The sequence below is a fragment of the Clostridium estertheticum subsp. estertheticum genome, from assembly GCF_001877035.1.
GTDB lineage: Bacteria > Bacillota > Clostridia > Clostridiales > Clostridiaceae > Clostridium_AD > Clostridium_AD estertheticum.
Genome location: NZ_CP015756.1, coordinates 4,003,433 through 4,023,070 on the forward strand (window position 1 = coordinate 4,003,433; position 19,638 = coordinate 4,023,070).

A 19,638-nucleotide genomic window follows, 5' to 3' on the forward strand; every position below is an offset into this window, starting at 1 on the left:
TTAATACACATTCTTTAAGATACTCTTACTAATATTTTCTGCGATAAGGTATATTTTCAGTTATAATCGAAAGCACATGCCCTAATTTTACCAATTAGTGTTTTTTCATAAGTTAGTTAACACTATCTTTATTTATTACTTTTTAGTCCCTTTAATCAAAATCAGTTTAGAATTTCTTGTTTAAAGTTCGTTTGCAAAGCACGCCATAGAATTACTCAGCTTAATATCTTCTCCGACGTGAATTGCAATACGAGACGAATAAACTATTGAAATTTGATTTAGAAATTCTTGTTTTGCGATTGTAAAATTCTCGTAAGCTTGCCAGGAAGGCAAGCTAGCGAACCTGAGTCAGGACGACGAATGTGAGCGATAGAGAATTTTACATGAGCAAAACATTAGAATTTCTTAATCCAATTTCTTGTTTAAAGTTCGTTTGCAAAGCACGCCGGAGAATTGCAGTTGTAGTAAAATACATTTATTTCACAATTTTGACCTTTTGGCCTTCGTTTAAGAAACTTTGACCTTCAGTTACAACTTGATCACCAAGTTTTATACCACTGACAATCTCAGTTTGCACCGTATTTGATATTCCCACTACTACTTGTTTCTTTTTGAGCCTTGTAGCATCCACTATATATACATATTGCACACTATTTTCTGTAAATATTGCTCCATTTGGTACAACTGTTATATCTGTTTTTACTACATCTGGAAACTCAACTCTTACTATCATTCCTGGTTTTAATAAATTAGAAGGATTCTCTATCTTAACCTTTACTGTATACAATTGTGTCTTAGCATCTGCTGAAGGACTTATGGTGTCTACTATGCCTTGTACAATTTTATTATTCATAGATGATATTTGAACAGGTATTTTCTGATTTACTTTTACCTTTATAACATCTTTGTCTGTCATCGATACTTCTGAGCGCAGGCTACTTGCATCAATTATAGTAAATGCACTAACTGCACTTGATACTACTTCGCCGACTTCAACTTTTCGTTCAGATATAACTCCATTTATAGGTGATGTAATAGAAGCATTATCCATTTGTATTTGTGCTAAATCAAGTGATGCCTTAGCTTGCTGAACTTGACCTTCAGCTGCAGCATCCGTTTGTGGTCCTGTTTTTGATTTTAATAGTGCTAAAGAATCACTTGCGGCTCTAACCTGAAGCGATGCACTGTCCATCTTTGATTTTGCAGCATCAAGCTCGCTTTTGGCCGAATCTCCTATATTATATTGCTGATGAATTGTATTATAATTATTTTTCGCATCATTATATGTTGTTTTTGCAATATCTAATGTTGAATTTGCAGGTATTAATTGCTGCTCGTAACCTGAACCACTAGTTTTATCAAGATTTGCATTAGCAGTGTCCAAGGCCGCTTTTGCTACATTATATTGCGCCGTAAGTTCAGATCTATCAAGAGTGAATAAGATATCACCTTTATTTACACTCTGACCCACATCTACATTTACACCATAAACTTTACCAGCTATTTTAGATGTAACCACAGTTTGACTAGACGTTGCTAACTTGCTTCCATATTTTGTAGTTGTTGTTATTGAAGATATACTAACTGGAGACGCTTTAACATTTTTTGAAATATCATTTGAGGTAACACTTACCTCTTTATTTCCGCAACCCACTCCTATTAAAGTTATACTCAATGTTAAACTTATTAATAAAAATCCTTTAATCCCTTTAAGCTTCATCATAATGTAACTCCTTTATCTATTTTATCAGATTTCCTTTTCCTTTTACCAAAGAACCCTTTCATATCGTCAATCAACGTATATACCACTGGAATTATTATTGGTGACAAAATCGTAGATGTAATCATTCCTCCTATTATTGCAACTGACATTCCTACTCTATATTCACTACCTTCAGCAGTAGCAAGCGCTGAGGGTAACATCCCAACTACCATAGTTATGGTCGTCATGAGTATTGGTCTTAGTCTTGTAAGTCCAGCCTCTACTAATGCTTCGCGAAGAGGCAAACCTGTTTTCATAAGAGTAAGCGTATAATCTATTAATAGTGTTCCATTTTTGGCGGCCAGACCATCAAGCATTATTAATCCAATCATTGACATAATATTTAAACTATTTCCTGTAATGGCGAGTGCTATAAGTGCCCCAATTAATCCACAAGGTAGTGATAACATTCTTAAAGCCGGAGTTAAGAATGATTCATATAAAACAACTAAGATCATATATACGAGTATAATTGATGCAACAATTGCTTCAATAAGTGAAGTAAAGGAATCTGCCATACTCTTTTGATCACCACCGTAAGATAGCTCGTATCCATCTGGGATTGTAATTTTATTTATTTTTTCTTTGATATCCGTAGTAACACTACCAAGAGGTCTTCCCTGGTTATTAGCATAAATGGTAACCATTTCGTCACGGTTCTTTCTTAATATCTGTTGTGGACTGTCTGACATATAAACCTTTGCTAGCAAATCAATTGGAATTTGCTGTCCACTTGAATTAGCTACTTTTATTGCGGATATATCTGATTTTGTAACAATTTGACCCTTATCAAGTTTTACAATAACATCATACTCCTCATTATTTTCCCTAAATACTCCACCAGACACTCCTTGCTCCGTAGTGGCTTTAAGAGCACTTGATATATCACTTGGCTTTATTCCATATTGCGCTGCAGCAATTTTGTCGATTTTAACAGCGATTTGGCTCTCATTTGCTTGATTACTGTTGCTTACATCTGTAGTTCCAGAGACTGCTTGTACTGAGCTCTGAACCTCACTACCTAATTGTTTTAATACATCTAAATTAGGGCCAGTTATACTTATTGCGATAGGCTTGCTACTACCAGAAGAACTTGCTTCACCTATAGATATATCAACTCCAGTAAGTGTTTTACTCCACGCGCGCATCTCAGACGAAATCTGGTCTTGACTTTTTTCTCTTTGTTTTTTAGGATATAAATTAACATTAATTTGCGCAGAAGACTGTTTATTATTAATGCCAACAATAGTAAAGTAATTGTCAACTTCTTTTAGGCTCTTTAAATGAGCTTCTACTTCTTTAACTTTTACATCTGTAAGTTTAACGTCACTACTTGGTGATAATGACATATTAATTGTAAATTGACTCTGATCTGTTTTAGGTGTAAGTTCAGTATTAATTAGTTTAAGTGGAATTAATGCCACGCTAATTATCAATAATGAGCTTACTAAGGCTACCATCTTCCATCTATGATCCAGCGAAAACAAAAGAAATTTTTTATAAAAAATAATAAATTTATCAAAAAATCCTTTTTTCTTGAGCTTCATATTCTTATTATCGTCATCATTCTTCTTTTCCTTTAATAATTTTGAAGCAAGCATGGGGGTAACTGTAAATGAAACAATTAAGGAAAATAAAGCAGCAAAAACTACTGTAAGTCCAAACTGTTTAAAAAACTGACCGATCATACCTGACATAAACGCTATTGGTCCAAATACAACTATGTCGCATAAGGTTATAGAAATAGCAGCCATTGCTATTTCTTCTCGTCCATCTACAACTGATCTAAAAACTGTTTTTCCCATAGCCAAGTGCCTTTGAATATTTTCAAGCACTACTATGGAGTCATCTACAAGAATACCAATGGATAAGGATAACGCAAGTAGTGATAACATATTAAGAGTAAAGTGGAAAACATACATCATGAAAAATGTTGCAATAAGAGATGTTGGTATAGCAACAAGTATTATTGACGAAGCTTTTATGCTTCTAAGGAAAAGAAACATTACTAAAATTGTTGAAATTATACCCTCAATAAGACCATACTTAACCTCTTTAAGTGAGGAATTTATAAAGGTTGATGAATCAGATGTTATCGCTACTTTTATTCCAGCTGGAAGAGTTTTTTTCAAAACCTCTAGCTGTTTTTGTACAGCTTTAGCAGTTATAACTATATTAGCGTCACTTTGTTTTTGAACAAATATGCCTATAGAATTTTTCCCACTTAACCTTACGAGTTCAGTTGCATCTGGATAATCTAGTTTTACATCTGCAATTTCACTAAGTTTTATAGATCCACCGTTTGTCATTGGAATTTGAAGATTTTGTACATCTTTTATGCTTTCAAATTGACCAAGTACTTTTATGGTTTGATTAGAATCTTCTTGCTTAAATTGACCTGCTGGTATATTTAAGTTATCGCTTTGAAGTTTAGAAGTTATAGTATTAACAGCTATACCATACTGATCTAAAAGCGTTTTATTTGCTTTAATGATTAATTGTTTTTTAACAGCACCCTCGAGAGATACATTACCAACACCATCAGTTTTCTCCAGTGACTTTTGTATTTTATCTGCACTGTCATACAATTTACTGTATGGTAGTGAACTTGAAACAGACAGCATCATTATAGGTGTTGCATTAATATCTAGCTTTTTTATTACAGGTTTTGTTGCATCTGTAGGAAGTTTGTTTGATATATCGCCCAATGCCTGTTGAACATCTAAAAATGCGGTATTCATATCATTTCCCATTTTGAACATAATGGTAGTATAACCATATCCTTCAGAAGATCCTGAACTTATAGTATCAATACCACTTATACCTGAAACTGCATCCTCTACTGGTTTAACTACATCAGTTTCTATTTCCGCTGTACCAGCACCTGGGTATGTAGTTGTTATTGTTATTACAGGAACATCAACTGCCGGCATTAAATCTGCACCGAGACTTGAATATCCCATTACTCCGAGTCCTACCGTTAGCAATACTACCATAAGAACGGCAAGAGGCTTTTTAACACAAAGTTCTGTAATTTTCATTTGTAAATCCCCCTTAAAACTTATAAATAAAATGCCTAAATAACATTATTATTACAAAATTGTTTAATACTAATAGTATTTTAATATATTATCGTGAATAATTATAGTTACTTAAGTAATGTATCCATTGATATATTAGCAATGTTATAATATAAATAGACATTTTATATAAATAAACGTTTAATATAAAGCGAGGTTATCAAAATGAATGTGTTTAAAAAGTACCTACTAATATCAAAATATGTTTTATCATTGTCGATATTTATTGCTATATATCGTTTTCATAATAATAACACCTCTTCTATGTTAGCCTTATTCATTCTTATGTTTATACTACTTGTAAATGATTATATAAGAAGTACCAAGTTAGCGATAAATTCCAGGCACATGTGTTTTTCATTACTTTTCACTATTTGTGGTGCAACTGTAATAAAATTTTTTATAAGTGGCTCTGACTCTGGAATTATTGTTTATATATTATTGCCTTTAATAGAGATCTACGAGTTAAAAGGAATGAAGAAAAGGTTTCTATTTATAGTGCATTCATTTTCACTTTATATAGTGTCATTTTCTGAAATAGGCATACCTGCCAACTGGGACAAACTTACCATATTATGTCGTACCATATTGTTTTATGTTGCTGTAATTAGCATAGCTCACTTTGTAAAAAAACTTCAAATAGAAAAAAATGAAGTAGATAAGCTAAATAAAAAACTACAACTTGCAAATATAAAACTTAAACAATATAACTTGGAAGTGGAAGAGTTAACAACTGCTAAAGAGAGAGCGCGGGTATCCCAAGAACTTCATGATTCATTAGGCCATTATCTAATGGCTCTAACTATGCATTTGGAATTTGCAAAAAAGATATGTGAAACAAAACCTGCGAAAGTAAAAGAGATAATAGTTAAGTGTGAAGACATTGCAAAATCTAGTATTAGTAGCCTTAGAGAAATTGTTAATTTGCTGAAAGAAGAACGTGAAATAGTGGACTTCTATGGTTCTATTAGAAAACTCATTAATAATTTTCATCTAATTACTGATATAAATATTAATTTTAATGCAGATAAAAACCTAGATAACTTAAGTCCTATCATAAAAGGTTCCATTTATAAAACTATTCAAGAGGCTATAACTAATAGCATAAAACATGGAAAATCATCAGAAATTAATATAAAAATCTTCAATAAAAATGAAAATATAAATCTTATTATAAAAAATAATGGAATTAGATGTGATAAAATTATAAAATCAAATGGTTTGAATGGGATTGATGATAGAGTAAGGTTACTTAATGGATTTGTGAATTACTCTAGTAGTAATAACCTAGGCTTTAGCATAGATATCTGTATTCCAATACCAATGGAGGAATTGTAAAATATGATAAATGTTATATTAGCTGATGATCAGAAAATAGTAAGAGAAGGAATAAAGATGATATTAAGCTTGGACGAGGGCATTAACATACTTGGAGAGGCTGAAAATGGTAAACAACTACTTATCCTTCTAGAGAAGGCGCTTCCAGATGTAATTCTTATGGATGTTAGAATGCCAATAATGGATGGTGTGGTCGCTACTAAAATCATTAAAGAAAAATATGCAGATGTAAAGGTAATAATTCTTACAACCTTTAGTGAAGATGAGTATATATTTAAAGCAATAAAAAATGGAGCAGATGGTTACATATTAAAAGATGCCGGTTCAGATTATATAATAAAAGCAATAAAAACAGCTTATGACGGTACTATGTTCCTTGATCCAGGGGTAGCCCTAAAAATAGTTACAGCTTTTAATTCATTAACTAGTGAAAATCACTCTTCTAATAAAGTTTATAATCAAAAATATAAATTAGATGCACTTACGCCAAGAGAAATAGATGTTGCAAAGTTGATTGCCCAAGGCAAGAATAACAAATATATTTGTGAAATCCTCTTTTTAAGACTTGGGACTGTAAAAAATTATGTCACAAAAATACTTGAGAAACTTGAACTTAACAGTAGAACTGAACTTGCAGTATTTATAAGCAAGTGTCAAATTTAATATAAATATAAATAACAAATAAGGAACCCTTTATTTAAAAGGATTCCTTATTAAAATTTTAATGAATAGCTCCAATTATTGTTCTATTTGCTCCAATCCATCCTATACCTATAGTATTATCTCCTTTTATAAAATATGAAATAGGGTTATTGTCATCATCATAAACTGTATTATAATCTTTCCACCCATAAGAATTTAATGATTTAACATAATTTGTATATTGAGAATTACTTATAGAATAAAAATATTCAACGTAATCTTTATCACTGCTAACTACATAATTATCATATTTTAGTCCTGTAGGTTGTGGTACATCAGCTAATAATGGAAGGAAACTTACCGTGTTACTATTAATTTGTGAAAGTGTCTTTTCATTACTGGTCGCTAAAAATGGTTTAACTTCATTAATAGGTATTACAAATCCTATATTACCTGCCGAATCAAATCCTGAATAAGTTATTCCTATTACATTCCCTAACATATCAAATAATGGTCCACCGCTTGATCCATAAGTGATACTTGCCGTAGTTTGAATATCGTTTCCTCTTTCATTTTTTCTATTAATTCCGCTTACAATCCCTGTACTTAGAGAATTAGCATAACCTTGTGGACTTCCAATTGTAGCTACATTATCGCCTACTTCTACATTATCACTGCCCCCTAAAGTAACGGTGCTTAGATTCGTAGCATTTGATAATTGAAGTACAGCTATATCTTGTTTTTCATTATAATTCAAAACACTTTTAACATCATATTTTGTACCATTTTGAAGTGTAACACTTACATATGATGATCCTTTAATAACATGGAAGTTAGTAACAATAACGCCAGTAGACTTTACTATAAATCCACTACCACTAGCAATTGAATTGTGATTTTTATCACTTACTTCAACATAAACAACTGCATTCCCATATTTATTTATAATTTGTTTAGCAGTTAATTCACCAGTTACAGCTACTTGCGTAGTATCATCTAGACTTTTATCTTGTGCACCATAATTAACTACTTTATTATTACCCTTATAAGCTACAGCCGGTATAATACTTGCACTTACAGTTTTTCCTGTAATATTATCTATCCAATTCCCCTCGAAATTTTTAACATAAATTAATCCACCGGAAACTATGTCATTATTAATTTCAGTAAAGTTTGCTACATCATTAGCATAATCTAAACTTATAGCTTGGTTTCCTATTACAACGGTGCCGCTTGCCATCGCACCAAAAGTAGTAATATATGTTGATCCCACTATAATTATTGCTGCAAAAAGTGACCTTATAATTTTTTTATTCATACTATTTTGCCTCCATCATCTGTTTTAGATTTCTTTAGTTATAATCAATAATAACATCATATTTATATCCACTATTATCACTGTTTTTTAATAAATTTAGGATTCACTCTTTAATTTTCGGAAATATTTGATTAAACTTGAACTTTTTTAAATTTCTAAGTAAATTTTTTACTACCTTCACCTTCCATTCATGTTTATTAGGCTTGTACCATTTGGTTTCGTAATGTTATAAGAATCAAATATATTCATCAATTAACACTTTTTACTAATAATGATAATTATACAATATAAAAATGTATGAAAGCAAACATTTTTTGTCTATTTTCGTACATTTAAATGGATGTTACTTTTACTTTATATGCATATACATATAAATCTAAACGTGATAATATATATTAATGATAAAACATTCTAATAAGACTATTTTCATGGTATAATAAGAGGTTGAAAAAATACATATAAGGTTGTGAACGTTTATGAAGAATATTTTGAGAAGTTGTAAAACGTATATAAAAAGTGCTTCGAATAGCTCTAGAATATTTATAAAAAAGGTTTTTATTTATCATAAAACCCATATGAAAAAGGTATTTATAAATTGTGCGGTGCATATGAAAAAGATTTTGAAAGGTTATAAAATAAATAATAAAAATGTTTCTAGAATTTATAAGAGAGATATTAAAAATATATTAACAAACCGTGCAACATTAATTATGATGATAGGACTAATTTTAGTCCCCCCACTTTATGCCTGGTTTAATATTAGGGCTGGTTGGGATCCATATTTAAATACTAAAGGAATTTCGGTTGCAATTGTTAATCTTGATAAAGGATCTGAATTCAGAAATGTTAAAGTTAATATTGGCGACAATGTTGTAAAAAGTTTAAAGACCAATCAATCTATCGGTTGGACCTTTGTAAGTGAGAGTGAGGCTAAACAAGGTATTAAATATGGTAAATACTATGCCAGCTTAACTATGCCAAAAGATTTTTCAAAGGATCTTCTTTCTGTTGTAGCTGATGACACTCCAACAAAAGCAAAACTAATTTATACTGTTAATGAAAAAAGAAATGCTATAGCTCCAAAACTCACGAAGAAAGGTGCAACTGCTCTGCAGTCAGAAATCACAAAAAACTTCATTCAAACATCTAGTGGAACAATTCTTTCTTTCCTCACTCAAATTGGAGTTGAGCTAGAAAATAATAAACCACAACTTAAAAATCTTGCTGATATGATGATTAGCCTAGATGATAAGATGCCTAAAATTAAAAAATCCATGGATAATGCTTATGGACAATCTATACTACTTCAAAAATATATGCTTAATGTTAAGAATAATCTTCCTGTTATGACAAATGGAATCGGAGATGCTTTGACCATTGCTAAAACAAGCAATGGATACATAGAAAAGTCAAAAGATTCACTAAAAGCTGCCTCTCCAATTATTCAGAAAGATCTTTCCACAATAAAAAGTATATCGGATACTGCTTCATCTTCTTTATCTGAACTTAATGACTTAAGACCATCAAATAACGCTGTTATTAAAGAGGTTTTAGTTAAGACTCGGGACAAATATGGTGACGCAGTACAGACTATCGATAATGTATTAAGTCTAAATAGATCACTTAATAATTTTCTAAATAGTACCGCTATTAATACTTTAATCTCTAACCTTTCAGATGCTCGCGATGAAATGATGACCCAACAAACCAATGTTAATGCTATGATTAACACCGTTGACCGTGGCAATCAAGTTGTAACTAGTGATATAAATACTGCAAAGAAAGCTGCTGATAAATCTTCTAATTCAATAAGTAATATAATGGGTGATTTTAAAACTATAATTGATCCAAAAATCGACAATGCTATGCAAAACACAAAAGAATTATCAACTAATACAGTTAATATGCTACAGAATATACAAAACGATATGCCCCTAATTAATAGCACACTTGGGCAAACCAATAGTCAAATAAACTCAAGCATAAAAAGTTTAAATACAGTAAGGAATAATTTTCCGAAAGCGGCAGAATATCTCCATACAAATACACAAAAATTAAGAGGTCTTACTGATGATAAAAAACTTAATGAAATTATAAACATGTTAAAAAAAGATGGTGCAAAGGAAAGTGATTTCTTATCAAACCCCGTAGCAATAAAACAAAATAGCATATATCCAATACCTAATTATGGTTCAGCTATGTCGCCATTTTATACTACGCTTGCTATTTGGGTAGGTGCGCTTCTAATGCACTCCTTATTATCAGTTGAGGTTAAAAAATTTGAAGATGGTGCGCCAATAAGCACAAGAGAAAAATTTTTGGGAAGATATTTTACCTTTTTAACTATTGCAATTTTGCAAACTTTAGTAACAATAGTCGGTAACATCCTTTTACTAAAAACCTATGTTGTATCACCTATTATACTTATACTATTCGGCATTTATGTAAGCATAGTATTTCTTACGATTATCTATTCATTCGTATGTATTTTAGGAAATATAGGTAAAGCTTTGATTGTTGTAGTGATGGTACTCCAAATTTCTGCCTCAGGAGGAACATTTCCAGTAGAATTATTGGGTAGTTTCTTTCAATTCATACACCCTATGCTTCCATTTACTTATGCTGTAGGTGGAATGAGGGAAACAGTCGCAGGAATTATACCCTCAGTATTAATTAGTCATGTGTTAACACTCTCCAAATATTTAGTTGTCTGTTTCATTCTTGCATTTGTATTACAAGAAAGAATGAATAAAATAAATTCGAAATTTATAAAAGAATTTGATAAAAGCGGTTTAGCTGAGTAATGCTTTAGCTGAGTAATGCTTCAGCTGAGTAATAGTAAAATATATATGTAAGGTTGTGGCTGTTTATGAATAAAATTTTTAAAGGTCCTAGAATAAATATGAAAAATGTTTTAAAAATTTATAAGAGAGATATAAAAAGTATACTCTGCAGTTATGTAACACTAATTATAGTAGTTGGGATATCTTGCTTACCAGCACTTTATGCATGGTTTAATATTCAAGCAGGTTGGGACCCATATTCAAAGACTAAAGGGCTTTTAGTTGCTGTTGTTAATTTGGATACTGGATCAAAACTAAAGGATACTAAAGTTAATATTGGTAATGATTTGGTAAAAAAATTGAAAACTAATGAATCTATTGGTTGGACTTTTGTGAATGAGAGTGATGCTAAGGAAGGTGTAGAATATGGAAAATATTATGCCAGTTTTGTTATTCCTAAGGATTTTTCAAAGGATTTCCTATCTATTACATCTTATACTGATCCAATCAAAGCAAAATTAATTTATACTGTAAATGAAAAAGAGAATGCTGTAGCTCCAAAAATTACAGGCAGTGGCGCAACTTCCCTGCAAGAGCAAATAACCCAAACCTTTATTGAAACAGCTAGTGAAACCCTATTTACTTATCTTAACCAAGTTGGAGTCGATCTTGCAAAAGACAAACCAAAACTTGAAAGTCTTATCGATATGGTTATTAGTGCAGATGATAATATGCCTAAAATCGGAAGTTCCCTAGATAATGTTTACACGGAAGCTTTAATGTTTCAAAAACTTATGAAAAATGTTAGGGGCGATATCCCTACTATATCTGGTGCCATAGACAATACTCTAGATCTTACTAAAACAGGCAATAAATATGCTCAAAAAGGAAAAAATTCACTACAAACGGTATCTCCGATTATGAAGGCAGACCTTGCTCTTATAAAAAATGCAGCGGATGATGCTGAATCCTCATTAACTGACTTTCAAGACTCAAAATCATCAAATAATAGTACTTTAATTAAAGCTCGTGATAAATATACTGATGGCATACAGAAAATTGATAATGTACTCGCCCTAAATAAATCAATAAATAATTCCTTAAACAGTAATGTTATTGGAAATTTCATTAATCGTCTCACAAGTGTTAAAAATGAGATGACAAAACAGAAGGCTGATGTTAATTCTATGATTGATACCGTAGATCATGGTAATACAGTACTAACTAGTGATATAACCGCTGCGGTGCAGGGCGCTAATAAAGCTTCAGGATTAATTAATAATACAATGAATCTTTTCGACAGGGAAACCAGTGACGCAATTGATGATGCAATGAACAATGCAAGTGGCTTATCAACTGGTGCAACAAGTATGTTACAAAATATGCAAGGCAATATGCCTCTCATTACTAGTATGCTCGATCAAACCAATACTCAGTTTGACGCAGGCGTAGGTAGTTTAAAAGAAATAAAGGATAAGTTCCCAGGACTCCAAAAGGATATACATTCAAATGCACAAAAATTAAAAAAACTTACTGATGATGAAAAAATTAATGAACTTATAAAAATATTAAAAAGAGATGGTAAAAAGGAAAGTGACTTCTTAGCAAACCCAATAGAACTCGTGCAAAATAGAGTCTATCCAATTCCTAATTATGGTTCAGCTATGACTCCATTTTACACTATACTTGCTATTTGGGTAGGTGCATTTATATTAGTTTCAATATTGTCAGTTCATATTAAAGATTTTAAGGATGGCACACTTTTAACCACAAAAGAAAAATTTTTGGGAAGATATTTTACATTTGTAAGTATTGGAATTCTTCAATGTTTAATAACTATAGCTGGCAATTTATTTATTCTAAAAACTTATGCAGTTTCCCCCATAATACTTACACTATTTGGAGTATATGTTAGTATTGTGTTCACTACTATTATCTATACATTTGTATCTGTTTTAGGCAATGGGGGTAAGGCTTTAACTATGATAGCACTGGTACTACAAGTTTCTGGATCAGGAGGAACATTTCCAATAGAATTACTCGGTGATTTCTTCCAATATATAAATCCTATGATGCCATTTACTTATGCTATAGGAGGAATGAGGGAAGCAACGGCAGGAATTATACCCGATGTGTTAATTAAGAATATGTTAATATTGGCTATATATTTTATTATTTTTTTACTTCTTGGACTTTTCTTAAAAGAAAAAATAAATAAAAAAACTGCTGGTTTTGTAAAGCAGTTTCATAAAAGTGGTCTAACAGGTGAATAACCTATTGCGAGTATCACAACAAAAAAAATATGAACCAGATAAATATTATTTATCTGGTTCATATTTTTTAGTGTTTTTTATTTTACTTCTGGTATTTCGACTTCTATAGTATATAAATTCCCTTTGTAAAAGCCTGTTATCGTTGTTTTTCCAGGTTTTACTGCTGTTACAAGTCCAGTATTTGTATCTACTTTAGCTATCTCAGAATTGCTAGATGTCCAGGTTGTATCAGTTGTTACATCTATATCTTTATTTCCATATTGATCTACACCGAGTAATGTAATCTGCCCTGACGTTTCATTAACAACATTTCCATTTTCATCTCTACCAATTATTAATTGTGTTCCTGCTAAATCTTTGTTTTCATCAACAGTATCTTTAATTACTACTGTTGAAGGAGTAACTATAGAAACGTCATCAGAGAATATTAAATTTATTGAATCTGTTTTTCCATTGGCTGTAAGAACACTTATTGTTATAATTGTATCACTACCAATACCCGTTGTAGCATTATTTACACCCGCCTTTGCCTTAACATTTATTACTGATCCATTTGTAGTTACAGTAACTAATTTAGAATCAGAAATTACGTGAAGAGCATTTGTGGGCACATCAATATCTCCATTATTTACTTTATAAGTTAATGCTACCGATCCATCCAAAACATCATTATTAGCATCATTATATACTTTGTATTTGTTTTCATTAAATACTATTGTATTTATATTTGTATTATCGCCAATGCTTATATTTGCAGTTGCTGTTATAGCAGGCTCAGTTAATGATTTCACAACTATTGTATCAATTCCTGTTGCTTCTCCAAAATATGTTATATACATTTTTTTAGCTCTATCATCATAAGAAACTGTTGCAGTAGTTTTTGATCCATATAATACTTTTACCATAGTAGGGTCAGTGATGGCTTTTCCATATTGGTCAAGTATAACTATTTCTTTTTTAACACTAGCTCCTGAAATTGTTGAAATTTTATTTTCTGCAAGTGTTATAGATTTCACTTTACTTTTTGCCCTTACAGTTAAGTCTAATGTATCTTTAATAACATCCGTAGAAGTTATTTCATTATTGCAAACTTTTATCGTGAGTATTGTGTCTGATTCTAAACTTTTAACCGATGTAGCATTGGGAGCGAATTTTACAGCTATCCCTTCTGCATCTTCTTTTGTAGCATCTAAAATAACTCCTCTTGCATCATGTTTATAATAAACAATACTTGCAAAACTACCAAAACTTGTGCCTGCTTTATTTTTAGCCTCAATAGTCCATCCCGAAGTATCTGGAATTATTCCATCACCCTTATTGTCAACTGCACCTATAACCCTATAGACAGGAGTCATCTCATTCGCTATTATACTATTGTCTATTATATTATTTCCAAGTTCAATAGACGAAAGTGACGTAACCTCTGAAATAGCTACTACATCCTTACTTGCCACTGTACCATTAACTCTTAGCCTTACTATGTAATTCCCAGCTTCTTTTGCATTAAATCTTAATGATTTAACTGGCCTAGTAGTTGATTGGTTTCCATCCATATCCAGCTTTTCAACTATTAAGTTATTATCTAATACTCCATTTCTATAAACTAAAGCTGTAACATTATTACCATTTTCATCTATAACCTCATTATGAGCATTTCTTATAACTAAATTTGCTACTGTCTTTGTATTAACTTTAAGTTTTGGTAATGTTATAGAATCAATAGTTGTTGCAATTACATTCACTGTAGTTGTCACATCAAATTTTGCTGCCTTTATAGTGCCTTCTGCGTCAAATGTCGTTCCTACATATGGAGTAACTTCAAATGTTCCCTCTTTTGTTGATTTAGCACTTATTATTATATCATTTTTATCAGCATCACTGCCTCCGCGAAGACTCGCCGTAACGGTTACATCACTAGCAACTGTACCACTTGTTTTAGGATTTATATTAAATTTGATCATATCTGTTGTTAATCTAGCACCATCATTTTGTGTTACTTTATTATAAATAATATCTTCCTTATTAAACTCAGTAACAGGTTTTTCAGAGGTTAAATTAAGCTGTGAGATTTTAGCTTTTGCTACCACAAAATTAGTGCTTACTTCCGATATTAATTTTGAGCTTGAAGTACTCACATCTTTATCAAATTTATCAAGTTTTATTACTACAACATCATTTTCAACTAAATCTTTGTCTAATGTTATTTTTGCCATATTATTATCTGTTGTTAATTTCACCTGCGTATCACTTAAAGTTATTCCATTTATTGTTGCTGTTACCTTATACGAAGAATCTGTTTTTATATCATATTTTTCACCATACTGGTCTAATGCTGTTAGGTAGATAACCTTTGATGTATTAGTAATTGCATTTGTAATACTTGTAAATGTTTTTGGATATGAAGTTTCTTTAATAGCTGTTACACTTGTATCTGCAGCATCAAATCTAGTTCCGCCTTTAGTATTTTTATAAATTACAGCAGGTATTAGTCCCGCTGGAATGATTTCTCCTGTAACATTATCTATCCAATTCCCATTAAAATCTTTAACATAAATTGCTCCACCTGCGATTATTGGACTCGTGATTTCAGAAGTATTAATTGAGTCATTAGCATACGCTAAATCAAAAGCCTTATCACCTATTACAACTGTTCCATTGTCCATTGCTGCAAAAGCCGTGAAAGATGTTGATCCAGCTATTATTAATGCAGCAAGTGTTGAACTTGTAATTTTCTTATTCATATATTTATGCCTCCGTTTATTTACATTTATCTTTTGATATTACTTTATAATTTTTATGCTTTACTTTTATACTTGTTTACACTTATATAACGCTTGTCCTGACAGTATAGTTGCATGTTTTTCAAATGTTTTTGTAATTACCTTTCACAAAATCCCCATTACAATAAAAAAAGAAGATGTTTGGAATAAACTCATTCCAAACATCTTCTTTGTAAATATTAATTTGTATCATTTTATGCCATTTCAAAGGTAATAGTCCAAGTTGTTAAGTCTGGTAATTGTTTACTAAGCTTTGCTTTTTCTATTAGTACTTCACATATACCTATTTTATACGGACTTATTTTTTTATTAATATCGATAAGACCTACTATTAGCACATTATCATTTGCATCTTTTAACTTGAATGGAAACTCATTTATTTCACTTTCATTATTACTACCATTGTACATTAGTAATATTACTTTCAAATCATAATTATCAGTTTTTTCAACGCTAAAAGGAAACATCCTTGAATATTTATTATTTTTAACAATTTTATTTTGAGAAAACTCCAATATCTTAGTGAGCTCTAATTTAGTTAAATTCTCTGGAATTTCCTCAAATCCATCCTCTATTAATTTATCACTTAGAATTTCCTTTGAATTCCTAACTGCTTTTTTCTTTAATTTTTCATCTATTTTATTCTCACTACCAGCATTTAGTATTTCTCCATTTGGACAAACCTTATAAATAAAATTATTAGATAAGTTTTGCTCTGATAAATCCTCAGTAGTTATAGTAACTAACCCACTTAATTTATCATTTATAACAATAAAATCAGTCCCAACCTTTTGTATATCAACATTACTCATATATTTCCCTTCCCTTTTTGCAACAGTATTTTATGTTTTTAAAAAAACTTTTATATTTATAATTGTATCATAAAATCACAAACTACACTACATTGTGTATTCTTAACTTATCAGCAACCATTGCTACAAATTCAGAATTACTAGGCTTACCTTTTTTATTACAGGTTATATAACCAAAAATTTCATTAATATTCTCTTCTTTAAGCCCTGTCCATGCAATATCTAACGCGTGTCTCATTGATCTTTCCACCCTACTCGCCGTAGTACTAAATTTCTTGCCTATTGATGGATATAATTCTTTTGTTACTAATGATAAAAGTGCCGTGTCATTAATAACCATAAATATTGCTTCTCTTATGTACATATAACCCTTTAAATTAGTAGGTATTCCAATCTGATGGATAATTTTAGTTATTTCATTCATCATATCCGCATTGATAGATTCATTTTTATAAGTTCCACTCTGAGCATTATCAGAATAAGTAGATGTTCGTACTGCATTACCACTATTGATAGTGGTATTTAACATCTGTCTTATTCTTTGAGCAAATACTTCCATATCAAAAGGTTTTACAACATAATAATCTGCCCCGAGAGTTATGGCTCTTTTAGTTATTTTATCATTCCCCACCGCTGACAAAACTATTATATAAGGCTTTAAATCCTTATTCATACTACTTAACCTTTCTAGAACGTCAAGTCCGTCAAGGTTAGGCATAATTATATCAAGCACTAATAAATCAGGTTTTTTTTCATAAACAAGCTCTATTGCCTTTATTCCATCTCCTGCAATACCCATAACATTAATGTCATTCTCATTTGATAGATATTCATTAAGAACACTGCAAAATTCTTTATTGTCATCTGCAATTACTAGGTTAATCTTTTTATTTACCATTTTTTTGTAATCTCCTTTATATATCAGTCACAAACTATACTAATATACTAATTCGACAAAAAAGCACAAATTCCTCTTTTTAAAACAAAATATTTGAAATATTGACATTTTTTTTACTACTATTGATTTAATAAACTGCCATATTTATATACTATTATTTTTACAATGTAGATACTTGACATTACCATTAATTGCTTTAAAATGTACATTGAGACTAATTTTTTAAGGAGGTGATTTTTCATGAAAAAGTTTCTCTACATTACAATGGTGTTAGTTATATCTCTATCTTTCGTTGCATGTGGTAGTAAAACCACTACAGATGCAAGTAAGACTAGTAAAGATACTACTCCTGTTGCTGCAACTACTCCTGCTAAAATAACATATACTAAGGATTTAGCATATCTCCCAACATATAATGGAGTAAAAACAACTAACTACACTGCTAAAACAAAAAAAGCACTTGCTACTTCTAAATATACTTTAAAAAGTACAACAGATGTAAAGGTATTTAATGATTATCAAGCTATCTTAAAACAAGATGGTTGGACTATTACTGAAGCAAAAAAATCATATAGTCTAATTGCTAAAAAGGGTACACACATGGCAATTATTTTGATTCAAAAAACGAACAAAGATGTTATACTATCAATTATGTCAAAATAGCATATAAAAAAAAGGATAGTGATTTCACTATCCTTTTTTTACATTCCAAAAATCTGTCTTAACACAGAAAGATTATCCGAATCAACATTGCTAGCTAATGCATACTTAAATTTATTCTTACTTTGTGAATCAAGGGTACTGTAAATAGACTTAACTGAGGCTTGATCTGAGCTAGAATTATAAGACGAATTTGATGCCATCTGACTCATAGTTGATTTCATTATTGATATCATCTGCTTTTCTTTTGAAGTCCCTACCTGAGAATATGCACTACTTAAATCGTCCCGTGCCTTTATTAATGAAGCACTTTTAGTAGCATTCTGATTCTGGGATATTTTTTGTTTTTCCACCGCAATCTTTTGTGCATTTTCCGCAGCAGCTCTAATTTTCTCTAATTCTTTCTTTTTATCACTGTCTGTTATTTTACTTATAGCTCCATCAATCTGACTAATACCATCACTTATAATTTGTTTTTTTTCATCTATTGATTTACCCTTAGCTTTATCTATAATATCTTGAATCTCTTTTAATTTTGCTTTTTCTGCTCCTCCACCCATAAGTTCAACAGCACTTTGTATTTTTTGTTTCAATATTTCTAGTTGCTTATCAATCTCTGTCCCACCCATTTTAGTAATCTCTTCAAATGACTTTTTTATACTCTGCTTGGGAGATTCTGCAAGTATTTTATTGTCTTTAATTTTAAGACTACTTATTTTAAAAGGAAACATACTTGGATTAATTTTTATTAAATTACCCTCAACATAAAAGCTTTTATTATTAAGCTTTACAATTTGAGATAAAACAATTTTTTTTGGTAATTTAAGCCTTCCAATTTTAAAATTTTCGACATCATAAGTAACTTTTCCATTTAAAACACTTACTTTTCCCTTTGATGAAAATAATAAATTAAGACTTTTGTATTTTATAGGAGCATTTATTAACAGCTCATCGTTTAGGATTTCTACATTAACTCCATCAAGAGTTATATTTCCTTTGGTTATAGGTTTTGCAAAATATAAATTGCTTAACTCATCCATATTCTTTTGAGTTAATTCAAATTTTCCACCTTTTATCTGCACCTTTGCAAGCTTTCCTACAACCTCTGTTGTAGTCGTTTTTCTAATTGTCATTCCACCGTTGTACAATATCATGTATGCAAAAACTGCTAGTATACCTACTAAAATAATAAGTACCCCGATCAATTTGTTCCTCTTAGATCCCTTAGTTCTAGTCATATTATATCCCTCCTTTTGTTATAATTTCCAATTACCATTGTACAAAATATAAAT

The 19,638-nt window shown here is 30.8% G+C and carries 12 protein-coding genes; 5 read left to right on the forward strand and 7 right to left on the reverse strand.

Annotated elements, in window-relative coordinates; all coding sequences use genetic code 11:
* Positions 1 to 475 precede the first annotated feature (475 nt).
* Together A7L45_RS18695 and A7L45_RS18700 are read right to left on the reverse strand one after the other, a co-directional pair.
* A complete protein-coding gene (locus A7L45_RS18695) occupies positions 476 to 1,723 on the reverse strand; it encodes an efflux RND transporter periplasmic adaptor subunit (protein WP_084647515.1) in 1,248 nt (415 codons plus the stop codon).
* On the reverse strand, positions 1,720 to 4,803 hold the full coding sequence (locus tag A7L45_RS18700; RefSeq protein ID WP_071614186.1) for an efflux RND transporter permease subunit: 3,084 nt from the start codon (positions 4,801 to 4,803) through the stop codon (positions 1,720 to 1,722). Before A7L45_RS18700 ends, A7L45_RS18695 begins: the two co-directional genes overlap by 4 nt.
* A 204-nt stretch (positions 4,804 to 5,007) precedes the next feature.
* On the opposite strand from A7L45_RS18700, the gene A7L45_RS18705 reads away from it, so the two are divergent.
* Positions 5,008 to 6,180: a sensor histidine kinase gene (locus A7L45_RS18705; protein WP_071614187.1), complete on the forward strand. Its 1,173-nt coding sequence runs from the start codon at positions 5,008 to 5,010 to the stop codon at positions 6,178 to 6,180.
* A 3-nt stretch (positions 6,181 to 6,183) separates the two neighbouring features.
* A complete protein-coding gene (locus A7L45_RS18710) occupies positions 6,184 to 6,843 on the forward strand; it encodes a response regulator (protein WP_071614188.1) in 660 nt (219 codons plus the stop codon).
* Between the two features lie 58 nt (positions 6,844 to 6,901).
* On the opposite strand, the gene A7L45_RS18715 is transcribed toward A7L45_RS18710, so the two are convergent.
* Positions 6,902 to 8,140: a S1C family serine protease gene (locus A7L45_RS18715; RefSeq protein ID WP_071614189.1), complete on the reverse strand. Its 1,239-nt coding sequence runs from the start codon at positions 8,138 to 8,140 to the stop codon at positions 6,902 to 6,904.
* A gap of 608 nt (positions 8,141 to 8,748) precedes the next feature.
* Between A7L45_RS18715 and A7L45_RS22965 the strand changes: the two genes are divergently transcribed.
* Both A7L45_RS22965 and A7L45_RS18725 read left to right on the forward strand, forming a co-directional pair.
* A complete protein-coding gene (locus tag A7L45_RS22965; protein ID WP_071615054.1) occupies positions 8,749 to 10,944 on the forward strand; it encodes a YhgE/Pip domain-containing protein in 2,196 nt (731 codons plus the stop codon).
* Between the two features lie 65 nt (positions 10,945 to 11,009).
* On the forward strand, positions 11,010 to 13,196 hold the full coding sequence (locus tag A7L45_RS18725) for a YhgE/Pip domain-containing protein (protein WP_151554008.1): 2,187 nt from the start codon (positions 11,010 to 11,012) through the stop codon (positions 13,194 to 13,196).
* A gap of 77 nt (positions 13,197 to 13,273) precedes the next feature.
* Here the strand turns inward: A7L45_RS18725 and A7L45_RS18730 are convergent, their stop codons facing one another.
* The 3 genes from A7L45_RS18730 to spo0A form a co-directional block, all read right to left on the reverse strand.
* Positions 13,274 to 15,937, reverse strand: coding sequence for an Ig-like domain-containing protein (locus A7L45_RS18730; protein WP_071614190.1), 2,664 nt, complete (start codon positions 15,935 to 15,937; stop codon positions 13,274 to 13,276).
* Between the two features lie 233 nt (positions 15,938 to 16,170).
* The gene (locus tag A7L45_RS18735) at positions 16,171 to 16,788 is read right to left on the reverse strand and encodes an SLAP domain-containing protein (RefSeq protein ID WP_071614191.1); all 618 of its coding nucleotides are present in this window, start codon (positions 16,786 to 16,788) and stop codon (positions 16,171 to 16,173) included.
* An 82-nt stretch (positions 16,789 to 16,870) separates the two neighbouring features.
* On the reverse strand, positions 16,871 to 17,686 hold the full coding sequence (spo0A, locus tag A7L45_RS18740; RefSeq protein WP_071614192.1) for a sporulation transcription factor Spo0A: 816 nt from the start codon (positions 17,684 to 17,686) through the stop codon (positions 16,871 to 16,873).
* A gap of 240 nt (positions 17,687 to 17,926) precedes the next feature.
* Here spo0A and A7L45_RS18745 point away from each other — a divergent pair, with 240 nt between their 5' ends.
* Entirely contained in the window at positions 17,927 to 18,349 is a 423-nt protein-coding gene (locus tag A7L45_RS18745) for a hypothetical protein (protein WP_071614193.1), read from the forward strand.
* A 38-nt stretch (positions 18,350 to 18,387) separates the two neighbouring features.
* On the opposite strand, the gene A7L45_RS18750 is transcribed toward A7L45_RS18745, so the two are convergent.
* Entirely contained in the window at positions 18,388 to 19,584 is a 1,197-nt protein-coding gene (locus A7L45_RS18750; RefSeq protein WP_071614194.1) for a hypothetical protein, read from the reverse strand.
* Positions 19,585 to 19,638: the final 54 nt, after the last annotated feature.

What these genes read in the sequence shown, in the direction of transcription:
- A7L45_RS18695 (WP_084647515.1), bottom strand. Translation starts at nt 1,723, where the DNA reads ATGATGAAGCTTAAAGGGATTAAAGGATTTTTATTAATAAGTTTAACA.
- A7L45_RS18700 (WP_071614186.1), bottom strand. Translation starts at nt 4,803, where the DNA reads ATGAAAATTACAGAACTTTGTGTTAAAAAGCCTCTTGCCGTTCTTATG.
- A7L45_RS18705 (WP_071614187.1), top strand. Translation starts at nt 5,008, where the DNA reads ATGAATGTGTTTAAAAAGTACCTACTAATATCAAAATATGTTTTATCA.
- A7L45_RS18710 (WP_071614188.1), top strand. Translation starts at nt 6,184, where the DNA reads ATGATAAATGTTATATTAGCTGATGATCAGAAAATAGTAAGAGAAGGA.
- A7L45_RS18715 (WP_071614189.1), bottom strand. Translation starts at nt 8,140, where the DNA reads ATGAATAAAAAAATTATAAGGTCACTTTTTGCAGCAATAATTATAGTG.
- A7L45_RS22965 (WP_071615054.1), top strand. Translation starts at nt 8,749, where the DNA reads ATGAAAAAGATTTTGAAAGGTTATAAAATAAATAATAAAAATGTTTCT.
- A7L45_RS18725 (WP_151554008.1), top strand. Translation starts at nt 11,010, where the DNA reads ATGAATAAAATTTTTAAAGGTCCTAGAATAAATATGAAAAATGTTTTA.
- A7L45_RS18730 (WP_071614190.1), bottom strand. Translation starts at nt 15,937, where the DNA reads ATGAATAAGAAAATTACAAGTTCAACACTTGCTGCATTAATAATAGCT.
- A7L45_RS18735 (WP_071614191.1), bottom strand. Translation starts at nt 16,788, where the DNA reads ATGAGTAATGTTGATATACAAAAGGTTGGGACTGATTTTATTGTTATA.
- spo0A (WP_071614192.1), bottom strand. Translation starts at nt 17,686, where the DNA reads ATGGTAAATAAAAAGATTAACCTAGTAATTGCAGATGACAATAAAGAA.
- A7L45_RS18745 (WP_071614193.1), top strand. Translation starts at nt 17,927, where the DNA reads ATGAAAAAGTTTCTCTACATTACAATGGTGTTAGTTATATCTCTATCT.
- A7L45_RS18750 (WP_071614194.1), bottom strand. Translation starts at nt 19,584, where the DNA reads ATGACTAGAACTAAGGGATCTAAGAGGAACAAATTGATCGGGGTACTT.